Here is a 14,275-nt window from a genome sequence, read left to right as displayed (position 1 = left end):
GGGTTTCAAGGAGCATGCTCCTTGCCTGCGTAGCGGGTCATGCAGGCATGGCCCTCTCCGGACACCGGTTTTCGGCGCCGAAGTCGGCAAGCGCTGGCGAAAACCGGTGTCCGACACCAGTGACTGCGCCAGCGACCGCACCAGTGCCTCAAGCGCTATCGGGATCCGCTCCTGCTTCCGGACGCGGGCCGCTACCGAACCTTACTGGAAATACGCGGCCGTCAGCTGCAGGTCTTCCGCCGACAGCACACCGGCCGCCGCCTTCATCCGCAGCGACGCCAGCATGTAGCCATAGCGCGCCTGGGCCAGGTCGCGCTGTGCCGTATATAGCTGGCGCTTGGCGTTCAGCAGGTCGAGGTTGATGCGCACGCCGCCTTTGATGCTCTGCTCGGTGGCTTTCACCAGCAGTTGCGCCGAATCGACGGCCTTGACCAGCGCATCGATGCGCCGCACGCTGCTGCTCAGCGTGTTGTAGTCCTTGCGCAGCGCGGTCAGCGTCTTGTCGATCTGGGCCTGCAGGTCTTCTTCGGCCTTGTTCTTGTTGGCCGCGGCCTGCCGCGTCTGCGCGCTGACGGAGCCGCCGCTATAGATCGGAATGTTCAGCTGGAAGCCGAGCGAGTGGGAGTCGATGTTCTGGTTGATCGTGTTGATCGTATCGGACTCGCTCTTCTGGTATGTGCCCACCAGGTCCAGCCGCGGCGTGTGGCCGGCGCGCGCCTTGTTGATTTCCTGCCGGGCGATCTCGATGCCCTGGGTAAGGGCGCGGATCTCCGGGCTGTTGTCGATGGCGGTCTGCTTCCATGCCTCGAAGCCGCGCGTGTCGCCCGGCGCCGCCCGGAAGCCCGGCCGCAAGCCATCGAGCTCGCCGACCTCGCCGCCGACGATGCCGGCCAGCGTGGTTTTCGCGTTGACGACATTGTCCTGCGCTTCGAGCACCTGGGCTTCGGAAAGATCCAGCCGCGACTGGGTTTCGATCGAATCCGTCCTGGTGCCCTCGCCTTTCGAGAACAGCAGGTCGTTGACCTTGCGCTGCTCGATGTACATGTCGCGCTCCACCTGCGCCAGCGCCAGCTGCTCCTGCTGGTACAGCACTTCGCAATACGCGGTTGCAACGCGCACGATCACATCCTGCTGCTGGCTGGCGAATTGCGATTCGCTGTAGGCGCTCTGCGCCTTGCCCTGCTTGTAGCGGGCCAGCGCATCCAGGCTGACCAGCGGCTGGCGCACCTGGAGCACGGTGGAACGGGCGATGTAGTGCTGGTCCCGCTCGGGCAGCGCGGTGCCGGGGTATTCCGTCAGCGTGTGCGCCTTGCTGCCGCTGTAGCTGGCCGATACGGTCGGCAACAGCGCCGCGCGCCCCAGCACCTTGTATTCCTTGCCGCCTTCGGCGGTGTAGAACGCGGCGCGGTAGGCCGGGTCGTTCTGCAGCGCGGCCTGGTAAGCCTGCATCAGGCCGAGGGCCGAGGCGCCGCCACCGTGCAGCAGGAAGGCCGCGCCCAGCAGCAGCGGCAGGCGGCGCAGCGCCGCGCGTTTCATGGAAATGGTCATGTCAGTCCTCCGACAGGGCCGAATGGGCACGGTCGACGATCGGTTTCATCAGGTAGCTCATCATCGTGCGCTCACCGGTCTTGACGAACAGCTCCACCGGCATGCCGGACACGATCTCGAGCTTTTTGTCGGCGATCAGCTTGGCGCCTTCGGGCGTGACCCTGGCGCGCACCTTGTAATACGCGTTGCCGGTCTTTTCATCGACGGTGCGGTCCGCGGCGATCTGCACCAGCTCGCCCGGAATGTGCGGCGTGTGGTTGGTGTTGAAGGCCGAGAAGATCAGTTCAGTGGGCAGGCCGGGACGTACCTTGTCCACCAGGTTGACCGGCAGTTGCCCTTCCACCACCAGCGCATCCTGGGCCGGCACGATTTCCATCATGTGCGCGCCCGGCGACACCACGCCGCCCTTGGTGAAGATGCTGCTGCCGACCACCACGCCATCAACCGGCGACTTGACCTCGACATTGGCGACGTCGTAGTTCTGCCCGACCAGGCGTGCCTGCAGCGCATCGGCTTCCTTGCGCACGTCCGAGAGCTGGGCGCGCACTTCCTTCTGGTATTCCTGCTGGCGCTGCGCACTGCGCAGGTTCAGTTCCGCCACCTGGCGCCGCCCGCGCGCGATGTTGCCGATATCTTCCGAGATCGCCCCGCCGATCTGCGAGTAGGTACGCTCCAGGTCCAGCAGGCGGGAGCGGGGAATGTAGCCTTCCTTCGCCAGGTCGCGCGAGTTCTCCAGCTGTTCCTTCAGGATGTCGAGCTGCGCCTTTTTCGCGGCGCGCGACTCTTCCAGGCCCTTCGTCTGCGCATTCAGGCCCGCGATATTTTCCTGCATGGCGCCCAGTTCGTTCTGCAGCGCCATGCGGCGCGAGGCGAGCAGTTCGTTTTGCAATGCCACCGCCTGGGCCACTTCCTGGTCGGCCTTGAACTCTTCCAGCGCGGGAGGGAACGGCACGGATTTATCGCCCCGCAGCTCCGCCTGCAGGCGCGCCTCGGCGGCACGCGCACTGAAATACTGGGCAAGGGTCATGGCTTGCGCGGACGTGACCTGCACATCGTTCATCCGCACCAGCACCTGGCCGGCCTTGACCACGTCGCCGTCGCGCACCAGGATCTCGGACACGGTACCGCCGCTCAGCAGCTGGATCGCCTTGCGGTTGCTCTCCTTGGCCACGAAGCCGGACATCGGCACGCCTTTGTCCAGCGGCGCCGTGAAGGCCCAGATCAGGAAGCCGACCACGCCGGCCAGCACGATGAACCAGCCCAGCCGCGTGTAGATGCGGTCGTCGGTCTGGACGGTGATTGGGGAGACGTCATGACTGATGACGTCGGATGCGCCGTTGTCCGACGACTTGACAATATTGACCATATTATTTTTGCTCCGTGTCGGCAGGCGCCTGCACCGCGGTACCGGCCGGTTGCGCGGGTACGCCCGGCTGCTGCTGGGTCGCTGCCTGCTGCGCGGCCGCCTGTTGTGCCGCCGCCTGTTGTGCCGCCGCCTGTTGAGCCGCGGCCTGCGGGTTAGGCTGCTGGCCTGGCTGTTGCTGGCCCGGTTGCTGCTGGGCCGCGGCCTGCTGCGCCTGCAATTGGCGCTTGTTGTTCTGCTCCTGCAGCGCGCCCAGCACATCGCGGGTAGGGCCGAACATGGCCGCGCCGCCGTCTTGCAGCACCAGCAGCTTGTTCGTGGCCGCGATCGCATTGGTGCGGTGCGTGATCAGCACGATCGTCTTGCCGCGCTGGCGCAGGTCGTTCACGGCGCGCACCAGTGCGGCTTCGCCGGCATCGTCGAGGTTGGAGTTCGGCTCGTCCAGCACCAGCAGGGCCGGGTCGCCGTACATGGCGCGTGCCAAGCCCAGGCGCTGCTTCTGGCCGCCGGAAAGGCCGGCGCCGCCATCGCCCAGCTTCGTGTCGTAACCGTCCGGCAGATGCAGGATCATGTCGTGCACGCCGGCACGCTTGGCCGCCTCGACGACCTTTTCCGCGTCCACTTCGCCGAAGCGGGCGATGTTCTCGGCAATGCTGCCGCCGAACAGTTCGATATCCTGTGGCAGGTAGCCCAGGTGCGGGCCCAGTTCCGCCTTGTTCCAGTGATAGATGTCGGCGCCATCCAGGCGCACCTTGCCCATCGCCGCCGGCCACACGCCCACCAGCAGGCGGGCCAGCGTGGACTTGCCGCAGCCGCTCGGCCCCACGATGCCCAGCACGTCGCCGGGCACGATGCCGAACGACAGGCCGCGGATCACCGGCACCGTCGTTCCAGGCGGCGCGGCCGTGACGCCTTCCACCGACAGCTGGCCCTTCGGCTTCGGCAGTTGCATGCCGGCTTCGCGTTCCGGGTTGGCCTGCAGCAGCGCGGTCAGGCGTTCATAGGCACTGCGCGTGCTGGAAAAACTCTTCCATACGCCGATCAGCTGCTGCACCGGCGCCATCGCGCGGCCCACCAGGATCGACGCGGCGATCATCATCCCCGGCGTCATCTTGTTTTCGAGCACCAGCAACGCGCCGAAGCCCAGCACCAGCGATTGCAGCGACACCTGCACGAATTTCGTGATCGCCGAGATCTTGCCGCCCTTCTCGCTGGCATCGGCCTGCAGATGCAGGAACATGCCGTGCGTCTTGAACCAGCGCTGCATCAGGTTCGGCAGCATGCCCATCGATTCGATCACCTCGGCATTGCGCAGGTTGTTGGTGGCCAGCGTGCCGGCGGCGATCGACATGGCGTTGGCCTCGGCCAGCGGCTTTTTCGTGATTTTTTCGTTGACGATCGCCAGGATCACGAGGATCGCCGTACCGACCAGCGCGAACAGGCCGAGCTGCCATTCGAACAGGAAGATGACGAGCAGGTACACGGGGAACCAGGGCGCATCGAAGAACGCGAACAGCGCGTTACCGGTCAGGAACTGGCGCAGGTTCGTCAGGTCCGACAGCGACTGGCCGGCATTGCCGCCGGCCCGTTTCAGGTTTTGCTCGAACGCCGCGGTATACACACGCTTGTTGAGCTGCATGTCGAAGCGGGCACCGACGCGGATCAGCACGAAGCTGCGCATCAGTTCCAGTGCCGACATGAACAGGTACGCGCCCAGCATCAGCACGGTGAGCATCAGCAGCGTGTATTCGTTACGGCTCTGCAGTACGCGGTCGTACACCTGCAGCATATATAGGGAAGGCACCAGCATCAGCAGGTTGGTGATCGCGCTGAACGTGCCAACGGTATAGAAAGTGCGCTTGAAACTGAGCAGGACCAGCTCGATTTCGTTACGGATCGGGAGAAGTTTTTTCATTGGCGTGGCCTGGCATCGAGTGCTGGCACTTCATCTGAGAACGACTTATTATCCATCAAAATGTAACTATCATGTGACATACATCACATATTTATGTAAATTTCGACGAATTGTTGCTTTATGGCACCGGCGTGATCGACAAGGTTGATCGTCCGGAATCTGCTTCGAAGCATGATAGCTTTGCGCGTACGCTTGGACTCGCACCGCATGGCGGCGCCCACCCCATCAGGGGATTTCGCCTGGAAGACGCACTTCCAGTCGCGCCCGTCATCCGTATAAAAAAACCCTGCCCTCGTGAGAGGACAGGGTTTTGGGGAATTCCGCTCGGCGCGCCTGCTCGAAGGCAGGCACGCCAGTGAGAATTTAGCTGATCCAGATGCTGTTGGCAGCATCCGTGGTCGACAGCGACGTTGCACCCGTCACGCCCACCAGCTGGATGATGTCATTGGCAGCGCCACCAACCGTGTCGGTGATGACGTAGGTGTTGCCACCCCAAACGATCGCAGCCGTATCAGCAGCACCAGCGGCTTCCAGGGCCTCGAAGACCAGCTTCAGTTCGCCGATGGTATCGACCAGGGAAGCATCCGCACCGCCCAGCGTGATGATGCCGTTCTTCACGGTTGCCGTCAGGTCCACTGCACCATTGATAGCCGAAGTGATGTTCGAAGCGGTTACGTCGGCAACCAGGGTAGTGGTCGACAGGTCGAGCTTGTCGCCGCCAAGCGCGATGCTGAAGTCCGTGACACGTTCGGTGCCGGTGATACCAGCGTCGCCCGCAGCGAACACGAAGATATCCGCGCCTTCGCCACCGGTCAGGGTGTCGATGCCTGCGCCGCCGGTGATCGTGTCGTTACCCTCGCCACCGTTCAGGACGTCGGCGCCAGCCAGGCCACCGATGGTGTCATTGCCTGCACCGCCGTTGATGGTGTCAATCGCAACGCTACCGGTCAGGGTATCGTTACCTGCGCCACCGGTGATGCTTACTGCGGCCGAAGCAGTGGTGTTTTCCGAAACGAACGTCACAGCCAGGTTGGCAGCCGTATCAGCGGTCGCCGTACCATTTGCCACCACGCCGGATGCATCGAACGAAGTGATCGCGACGTTGCCCGTGTTGGTCAGGTTGACGCCGTTGTTGCCGGTAACGACAACGCTGGTTGCGGCGACAGCTTCCAGGGTCAGCTCATGCACGACGGCGCTGCTGCCGGCAGCGGCAGCATCGGCGGCCGAGATGTTGATGGTTTCGACGCCTGCTGCAACAACCGAACCACCGGTCAGGGCAGTTGTGGAAGCCAGGCCGATGTTCAGCACGTCAGCAGGATTGAAGGCAGCGGCAGCCACATTGACAGTTGCGTCGACGCTGTTGCCGGTCAGGGTGAACGTACCGTTCGATACCAGGCCTTCCAGGTTTACTTCACCGCCAGCAGCACGAACACTGGAGATGTTGTTGACGCCCAGCAGGTTGATCGTGCCAACGTCACCACTCGACAGCTCCAGCACTTCGAAGCCGGTGAACTTCGAGTTGAACGCCGAGCTGGCGCTTGCGGTTACGGCAGCAGCACCCGTGATGATGATCGTGTCGGTGCCTTCGCCCGCAGCAACCGAACCGCCGGTGCCCACAGCAGCGTAGGTCACGGTGTCATCGCCGGCGCCCAGGGTGATCGCCTTGGTGAAGCCACCGGTCAGCTTGATGGAATCGGCGCCATCACCACCGGTGAAGGTCGTGTTCGTCGCCAGAGCCGCACCCAGCGTCACGCCTGCGGTGTTGGTCACGGTGATGGTGTTCGCGGCACCGGCCAGCGTATGGCTGGTCAGGGTCACGGCTGCATCGCCGCCAATGTTCAGCGTGGCGGCGCCGGAAGCTGCCAGCGAAGCGATGGTCGATTCCTTGGTCGCCGCATTCAGGTTGAGCGTGGTGATGTGCGCGTCCAGCGTCACTGCGCCCGTGGTGGTCAGGCCATTCACGTTCACTGCCTGTTCGGTCACGGCTGCCGTCGTCAGGCTGCCATCGGTCACGGTCAGGTCGACGCCGGTACCGGACAGGTTCAACGTCGTCAGTGCGCTGGAAGCGACCGTCGACGAAGCGCCGAAGCTGTTGATGGTAACCGTGGCGATCGTGCCGGCGGCCGTTGCGGAAGCAACGTTCTTGTCGGCGATGACGACCTGGCCGTTGACGATACCGATCTTGCCGTTTGCGTCAGCACCGGCAGTACCGGTGGCATCGACCTTGGTCACGGCGTTGGCCTGGTTGACGGTCACATCCGTCGTAGCGTCGCCGCCGGTTACCGTGACGCTACCCAGCGTGACGGTGAAGTTGGACGTATCGGTCGCAGCGGCAGTCGCGGCAGCAGCGGTGACACCCGTTGCATTGACTTCGACCGTCGTGCCGCCTTTGACAGAAATGTTACCTGCCGCCAGTACCCCATCAGCGTAGCCGACGGCGGCGTCGACAGTCACGGCGCCGGTAGGAGCAGCGGTACTGCCGACCGTGATCGTACCGGTGGTCTGGCCTTCAGCGGTAACGGCAACGGTCGTGCCGCCATTGACCAAGATGGCATTGCCAGCCTGGGCCGAGCTCGTGGTGGTGATTGCGCCGGTAGCGCCGCTCAGGGTAACACCAGCGGCGGTCGTAACGGTTTGTGCCAGGCCGCCAGCGACGACGACGTTGCCGGTACCGGAGTTGTTTGCCGTAACGTTGGTCGTAGCCGCTGCCACGATACCAGTACCAGTCGTGCCGCCGACCGAGTTGACGTTCAGCGCGGTCACGCCGGTCCATGCGGTGGTGTCGATCTGGACCGTATTGGCAACGGTCACGTTGACGTTCTCGACGTTAGCGACGGTTACGTTCGACAGCGCGCCCAGCGCAGCCGTCTGGGTGATGTTCAGCGTGTCGTTGCCGCTGCCGCCGTTGATCTTGTCACCCAGGGTCAGGGTGGCTTGGGCAACACCGCCAACCACTACTTCGGTAGCGTTGAAGGTATCGTTGCCGGCGCCGCCGGTCAGGTTGTCCAGGCCTTGCGTCAGTGCGGCGGTCGTGGTCGGGATCGATGCGACCACGATGGCTTCGAGCGATGCTTCAACGGTAGCCTGGTAGGCTTCGACGTTGGTCGTGCTGTCCACGGCAGCCAGCAGGTCGCGTGCCGATGCGGCAGCAGCGTCACCGGAGAAACCGTTGATTTCGGCGGCGGTGTCGATGGCGGCGGTGAAGTTGGTCGCAACGTTCACCTTGTTCTGCACGGTAGCCGAGTCAGGGCCGGTAGGATTCGCCACGGCGGCAGCGCTGATGGAAGCGGCGGCGTTTGCGCGCGACAGCGTACCGGAGGTAATCGCCTTGACCCAGAAATCCAAGCCGGAAACGTCCGGCTCGCGGTTCAGCACATTTTGATAAATTGCAGCAACAAATTTCGAAGTGCCGATGGTCGACGTGTCGGAGCCATACAGGGCAATGGCTTCAGGAGAAGAATCGAAACCGGAGACCAGCGCCTTGAGGCCGGCGGAAGCGTCAGGAGACTGAATCGCAACGTTCAGCGCAGCGAAGGTCTTTGGAGCACCCAGTGCCTCGAGCTGTGCGGCGAAATCTTGCAGACCGTAGTAGTCCGCAGGGCGGCCGAAGTACGAAACGTACAGTTGCTGAACGACTGCGTAGTAGTCTTGTGCTGCCATGATTTTGAATCCTTATAAAGTGGTATTAACCAAAAATCTGTCTGTCACACTGCGTCTTGATTTAAAGCAGCTTCTCTGCAGCGATGGGAGGTATATTGCCACAATCTATTTCGCGGGTTGTGATGCACATCACAAATCACAAGATTTTTGTGGTAAAAACGCGCCTTTTTTACACTTCGTTTCAATTATATCTAACGAATCATTAATAGATTATCACGATTCCTGTGATTTGAGCTCGACAACACGAACAATCTGAATGTCATCATTTGGTCATAATGCTGCATTGCGATATACGACCATCTCGGTAGCATCGTGAAACTTCCTTATCGATATATCAGGTTCGTTTGACGTTCTTACAAAACCGAATATAGTCAATATTGAAATTTCATTGTCGGCCTATCAGGACCCGTTATAGTTATGGCAAACGCAAGCATCCATCGCCAGAACCAGTTGCCAATGTCATGCAAAATATGCATTGAAAATGAAAATTGGGATGCTGCTGGATGCACAGGAACCATCGAGGCAATGGATACGGTATCCAGGCCGTTTCATGACGTGGGCGAACACTGCCGCGGGTAAACGCATGCGAGGCAGGAAAGCTGTTTGCTCTCCTGCCTCGTCATGGATGTGGCTTGCCGGCCAGTAGCCGGCCATGAGGACGATCTTACTTCTTCCAGCTGGCAGCACCGAAGACGGTGATGCCGGGCTTTACGGTATTCCTGAACAGGTAAGCGGCTTCTTCGGCCTGCGCACCGCTGAGATAGCCGACAATCGTCGTCTGCGAGCGGGCGTCGTTCGTCATCACGCCCTTCAGGTCGATTACTCCACGGCCATTCACGTCGACCGTATTGGCCGCATCGGATACCACGAGCGCGGTCGTGAAGGTGCGATCGTTAAAATTGATTCCCAGCGAACCCGAGTCGACTTTTGCCACCGTCTCCTTGGTGCCGCGCAGCATGAAAGCTTCGCTACCCGTCAGCGTGAAGGCCATCGTGCCCTCGGTCGGCATGACCAGGGTTGCTCCCTTGGTACGGGCGATCATGTAGCCATCCAGGAACCGTGCCGTATCCAGGTCCTGGTTGGTAAAGCTGCCCGGCTTCTTGATCGTTCCCGCGACCAAGCTCCAGCGGCCCCAGAATACCTCTTGCGGTTTGGGGGGCAGCGGTTCGGGCACCGGCACTGGCAAAGGCTCCGGGGTTGGCTCCGGCGTGGCGATGGGGTCCGGCGCGGGATTCGGCACGGGAAGCGGAACAGGAACGGGCTCCGGAACCGGAACCGGAACCGGCACAGGCTCCGGCTTGGGACTTACCTCCACTACCGGCGGCACCGTCACGATGGGTTGATTGCCCGAACTGCCGGAGTTGTCGGGTGGCGCCACATTATTGGAAGCACGTACTCCTTCCACCGCCAGTTCGCGCTGCGGATCGAGGTTCAGCTGCGTCGACTGCAACGGTGCAGCGGCCGACACCTTGCCCACAGGCTCATCGATCCGCGGCTTTTCGTTCTGATCCGGCAGCAACGCCGGATTATTCAGCAGCTGCGGCACGTTCTCGCCGCGCTGGATCTGCAGCAGCCCGGCCTGTCCCGCGAACAACTCGCGGCTCGCGGTACCTTCGCAAGGCCCAGCCCCTTCCGCAGTACAGGTGCCGCCGAAGCCGGTCACCACCACGCCGCCGGATATCACCGAAACGCGGGATGTATGCTCGTCGGTGAACACGATGAAATCGGTACCGCGCACCCCGATCGCCGCGACAGGCGTATTGAATCGGAAGTTTTGGCGGGCAGCTTTTACGCCCTGCCCGGAAATGGCGCGCGCCACACCGTTCTTGAGCTCCAGCTTGACGCGGTTACTGGCGGGATCATTGTTGTCGATGTGGTACGCTGCTACCCTTGCGCGGCTATTCGGGCGCAGGATAAAGAATCCATTATCGATGGTCTTGATGTAGACGTAACCGTCGCTACCGGTAACAATCTCGTCACCTTCCTGCACCGCCGCATTGAGCGTGGCCGCTTTTTCTGCGATATCAGCTTTACCGGTAACGAATACAACACGGCCAGCCTCCGCTGCGAAAGCAAATGTACAACTGCTTATCATCAAGCCCACGGCAAGCACTTTAAACATGGCAATCTCCCTCCTGTGCATTATCCGCAGCGGTAAGTAAAAATCTGTGATTTACGTCACATACTACACCTGTTACACTGGGGCACACAATTGCTTTGCATCATTTTCTTGGAGATTGACAACGCGCTATATTTATGGCATGTCTTTCCAGCATCACTTTGCTCCATATTACCTGCAAACAGCTCTAGCTATCGCACTCAATGATATTACCGGCTTTCGCCCGTACCAATCCTGCTCCCGCGCTTGTGCTGCGCAGCCTGGTAGCCGCTGCCGTGGCGGTTATCGGGGCTTGGCCGCAGTTCGGCAACGCGCCGGAGCCATTGCACCTGGGCAGTGAGTGGTTGCGCGATCGCTTTATCCAGCTCGGTGCGCGGGATGAGCCGGAAGACCGCATCCTGGTCGTGGACATCGACGAAAGCAGCCTCGCCGAGCAGCCCTGGCCATGGCCCCGCGCCAAGCTGGCCGACCTGATTGAAGTCCTGCTCCAGCACGGTGCGCGTGGCGTCGCGCTCGATATTCTCCAGGAAAAACCGGCTGATGCCGGCGGCGACGCCAGGCTGGCCATGCTGGCATCGCATGGCCCGGTAGTGCTGGCGCAGATGTTCGACTATGTTCCACGCAGCAGTCCACTGCATGCCGGCCGCCTCGCCGGTGGATTGCCTGCGCGCGATGCGGGCGGCGCCGTGCCGGCCCATGGCTTCATCGCCAATCATCCGGGCCTTGCAGCCGCCCGGCATGTCGGCAATATCGGTGTAGTACCGGATGCGGACGGCATCTTGCGCCGCGTACCGATGCATACCTGGTACGAGGGCCATGTGTATGCCACGCTGTCGCGCGCGTTGCTCGACTGCTGCAGCGCGCGACCGGGCCACGGCGCACCGGGCCGCATCGTCCAAGGCCAGGCGCGCATTCCCTATGCGCGCAGCTGGGAATCCTATGACGTGGCCAAGGCCGGTGCAGTGCTGCGCGGGGAAGTGCCGGACAGCTTCATCCAGGGCAGGCTGGCGCTGATCGGCTCTTCGTCGCTCAGCATCGGCGACCGCCTCGCCACGCCGCTGGGCGCCTCGACCGCCGGACTGCTGGTGCATGCCGCCATGCTCAGCAGCCAGCTCGACCTGCAGGCGGGCAACGGTCCTGCCCCATGGCCGGGTCGGGCCGTGGCGGTGGTGTTCTGCATCGCACTGGCATTGCTGGCCAGCTATACCCTGCCCCGCCTGTCCGCCGCGGCCAATGCGCTGCTGCTGGCGCTCGTTTCGATGGCGTGGGTCGGGCTGGCTTACCTGATGGTGCCGCACGACCCGCTGCTGGCGCCCGGGGCGCCGTTGCTGGCCACGGCGTTCCTGCTGGCGGTGGCCGTGCCGATGCATTGGCAGCTTGCCCAGCAACGTTCGCGCCAGCTACTCGGCACGCTACGCCAGTACGTGGCCAAGGCCGTGGTGGACGAGCTGCTGCGCAGCGACCTGAAAGACCCGCTGGCACCGCGCCTGCTGCAGGTGACCACGCTGATCGCCGACATGGAAGGTTATACGTCGCAGGTCGAGTCGCTGTCGCTGGAAGAGGCGGCGCGCCTGACCACCGACTTCCTCGATTGCCTGACCCGGCCGGTGCTCGACAAGCAGGGCACGCTGGACAAATACACGGGCGATGGCCTGGTGGCCTTCTGGGGCGCGCCGTTGCCGAACGACGAGCATGCAGACCTGGCGCTGGACGCCGCCCGCGCGATCCTGCACGAGGTGGCCCGTTTCAGCAGCGAGCGCGCCAAAAGAGGGCTGGCGCCGCTGCGGGTACGCATAGGCATCGAGAGCGGGCCGGCCATGGCCGGCGACTACGGCACCAGTTTCCGCAGCATCTATACCGCCGTGGGCGACAGCGTGAACATCGCGTCCCGCCTGGAACAGGCTGCGCGCGACTATCCGCACGATGTCGTCATCGGCGAAGGCACGGTGGCGCTGTCGCGCCGCCACGACTTCCTGCCACTGGGCGAGCGCAAGCTGCGTGGACGCGAAAAGCCGATCCGTGTATATACATTGGCGGCAGGCACGTGACGCGCTTCCTGTTCGCCTGCCTGCTGGCGATCTTCTGCGGCAGTGCCGCGGCCCGGGAGCCGGCCGATGCCGCGGCGCCGGCGGAGCAGCGTGTCCAGGGAGATGTTCGCAATCCCGAAATGTACCGCGAGGCACTGCGGCTGATCAATGAAGGCCACCCCGACGAAGCCGCCGTGCTACTGCAGCGTTTCCTCCAACAGGAACCCGAGCATGCCGGGGCCTGGCTCGACCTGGCGTTAAGCGAATGCGAACTCGGCAATGCAGCCGAGGCGGAACGGCTGTTCGCCGCCATCGAGGCTCGCTTCGATCCGCCGCCCGGCATCCTGGAAGTCATCGGCGCCCGCCGTGCCGAAGGTTGCCGACGGGTCTATATCCGTCCGGCGTCATGGCTGCTGAGCACGTCACGCGGCCGCAGCAACAACGTCAACCAGGGTGCCAGCAGCCCAACCGGCAGCCTGGGCAGCGGCAGCAACCAGACCGAATTCGAGTTGGACCCGTCATTCCTGCCGAAAGCCGACAGCTACACGACCGCCACCGCGTCGTTCCTGAAGCCGCTGAACAACAAGGGCACGCTGGCCATCGTGCAGGCCTTCGCGGTCAGGCACGACCATGTCGATGAACAGGACATGACATCGGTGCTCGCCGCGGTGGAACAAGCCTGGAAACCGGGACGCTGGCGGGTGCGCGGCACGGTGGCCTATGGCGCGTCCATGCTCGGCGGTGTGCTGTATCAGCGTCAGCAGCAGGCGCAGGTGCGGGTCTCCCCCCCGCTGCCACTGCCGAAGTCCGTGGACCTGGCCGTGGCCGCCAGCCTGAACCATGTCAAATACCCCACCCGGGAAAGCTACGATGGCAATACCTGGGAACTGAGCAGCACGCTCACCTGGCGCAACAGTCGAAACCAGGTATTGATGACCCTGAGCGGACTGAAGGATAACGGCGAAACCAGCCGCCCGGGGGGTGACCGCAGGGGCTGGTTCGGCAACCTGCAATGGTATACTTCACTGGGCAGCGGCTGGGTCGCGGAAGCCGGGCTCAGCCATCAGGTGTGGCTCGGCAGCGAGATGTATTCGCCCGAACTGATCGATGTGGTGCGGCGCCAGCAGACCACGACCGGCCGGGGCGCCGTGCAGTATTATTTACGCCCCAATTACAGCCTGTACATCGAAGCGCGGGCCACGCGCAACCACGAGAATATCGGGCTGTTTCAATATAATGTTCGCTCTGTCCAGTTCGGCTTGCGCTGGGATAATTTTTAACGTTTGCAAGTAACGCTGGAGTTGTAGCATGGTGGGCTGGGAAATCGCAGTATTTGCCATTGTCATTACAGGCGTGGCCGTAGGGTGCCTGATCCCCACGCACTGGATGCGGCCGCTACCGCACGACAAATGGCTGCACTTCGGCGCCTATGCCGGCCTCACCATGCTGGCGGCCCTGATCGCACCGGGCTGGAACGAATTGGGTTATTGGTTGTTGGGCCTGCTGGCAGCGGGCTGGCTGATCGAAGTATTGCAAATGCTGGTGCCCGGCCGCGGCTTCTGCTGGCGCGACATGGGCGCCAACGCGGCAGGCATCGCCTGCGCCGCCGCCGGCACTTTCCTGCTGAAACTTGTACTGTAGAG

General features: G+C 62.7%; 8 protein-coding genes. 3 read left to right on the top strand and 5 right to left on the bottom strand.

Annotated features, from left to right (window positions below; translation table 11 throughout):
- Positions 1 to 201: 201 nt before the first annotated feature.
- From GJV26_RS18585 to GJV26_RS18565, 5 genes are all read right to left on the bottom strand, one after another.
- Positions 202 to 1,548 carry a TolC family outer membrane protein gene (locus GJV26_RS18585; protein ID WP_155710141.1) on the bottom strand — a complete coding sequence of 449 codons (1,347 nt, stop codon included), beginning with the start codon at positions 1,546 to 1,548 and terminating at the stop codon, positions 202 to 204.
- A 1-nt stretch (position 1,549) separates the two neighbouring features.
- On the bottom strand, positions 1,550 to 2,914 hold the full coding sequence (locus GJV26_RS18580; protein ID WP_155710140.1) for an HlyD family type I secretion periplasmic adaptor subunit: 1,365 nt from the start codon (positions 2,912 to 2,914) through the stop codon (positions 1,550 to 1,552).
- Position 2,915: 1 nt separating this feature from the next.
- Positions 2,916 to 4,826 carry a type I secretion system permease/ATPase gene (locus tag GJV26_RS18575; protein WP_155710139.1) on the bottom strand — a complete coding sequence of 637 codons (1,911 nt, stop codon included), beginning with the start codon at positions 4,824 to 4,826 and terminating at the stop codon, positions 2,916 to 2,918.
- A gap of 363 nt (positions 4,827 to 5,189) precedes the next feature.
- Entirely contained in the window at positions 5,190 to 8,486 is a 3,297-nt protein-coding gene (locus tag GJV26_RS18570; protein WP_155710138.1) for a beta strand repeat-containing protein, read from the bottom strand.
- Between the two features lie 664 nt (positions 8,487 to 9,150).
- The gene (locus GJV26_RS18565; RefSeq protein WP_173346231.1) at positions 9,151 to 10,608 is read right to left on the bottom strand and encodes a FecR family protein; all 1,458 of its coding nucleotides are present in this window, start codon (positions 10,606 to 10,608) and stop codon (positions 9,151 to 9,153) included.
- A gap of 200 nt (positions 10,609 to 10,808) precedes the next feature.
- Here GJV26_RS18565 and GJV26_RS18560 point away from each other — a divergent pair, with 200 nt between their 5' ends.
- From GJV26_RS18560 to GJV26_RS18550, 3 genes are read left to right on the top strand one after another with little or no spacing between them, the layout of a single operon-like run.
- A complete protein-coding gene (locus GJV26_RS18560) occupies positions 10,809 to 12,653 on the top strand; it encodes a CHASE2 domain-containing protein (RefSeq protein ID WP_155710136.1) in 1,845 nt (614 codons plus the stop codon).
- Positions 12,650 to 13,912, top strand: a complete 1,263-nt coding sequence (locus GJV26_RS18555; RefSeq protein ID WP_155710135.1) for a tetratricopeptide repeat protein — start codon at positions 12,650 to 12,652, stop codon at positions 13,910 to 13,912. The genes GJV26_RS18560 and GJV26_RS18555 overlap by 4 nt, the downstream gene beginning before the upstream one ends.
- Before the next feature lie 28 nt (positions 13,913 to 13,940).
- Positions 13,941 to 14,273 carry a VanZ family protein gene (locus GJV26_RS18550; RefSeq protein ID WP_155710134.1) on the top strand — a complete coding sequence of 111 codons (333 nt, stop codon included), beginning with the start codon at positions 13,941 to 13,943 and terminating at the stop codon, positions 14,271 to 14,273.
- The last annotated feature ends 2 nt before the right edge of the window (positions 14,274 to 14,275 follow it).

This window comes from Pseudoduganella dura (assembly GCF_009727155.1).
Lineage (GTDB): Bacteria > Pseudomonadota > Gammaproteobacteria > Burkholderiales > Burkholderiaceae_D > Rugamonas > Rugamonas dura.
Note: the sequence above shows the minus strand (reverse complement) of the source record. Positions and strands in the feature narration are given on the sequence as shown.

What these genes read in the sequence shown, in the direction of transcription:
- GJV26_RS18585 (WP_155710141.1), bottom strand. Translation starts at nt 1,548, where the DNA reads ATGACCATTTCCATGAAACGCGCGGCGCTGCGCCGCCTGCCGCTGCTG.
- GJV26_RS18580 (WP_155710140.1), bottom strand. Translation starts at nt 2,914, where the DNA reads ATGGTCAATATTGTCAAGTCGTCGGACAACGGCGCATCCGACGTCATC.
- GJV26_RS18575 (WP_155710139.1), bottom strand. Translation starts at nt 4,826, where the DNA reads ATGAAAAAACTTCTCCCGATCCGTAACGAAATCGAGCTGGTCCTGCTC.
- GJV26_RS18570 (WP_155710138.1), bottom strand. Translation starts at nt 8,486, where the DNA reads ATGGCAGCACAAGACTACTACGCAGTCGTTCAGCAACTGTACGTTTCG.
- GJV26_RS18565 (WP_173346231.1), bottom strand. Translation starts at nt 10,608, where the DNA reads ATGTTTAAAGTGCTTGCCGTGGGCTTGATGATAAGCAGTTGTACATTT.
- GJV26_RS18560 (WP_155710136.1), top strand. Translation starts at nt 10,809, where the DNA reads ATGATATTACCGGCTTTCGCCCGTACCAATCCTGCTCCCGCGCTTGTG.
- GJV26_RS18550 (WP_155710134.1), top strand. Translation starts at nt 13,941, where the DNA reads ATGGTGGGCTGGGAAATCGCAGTATTTGCCATTGTCATTACAGGCGTG.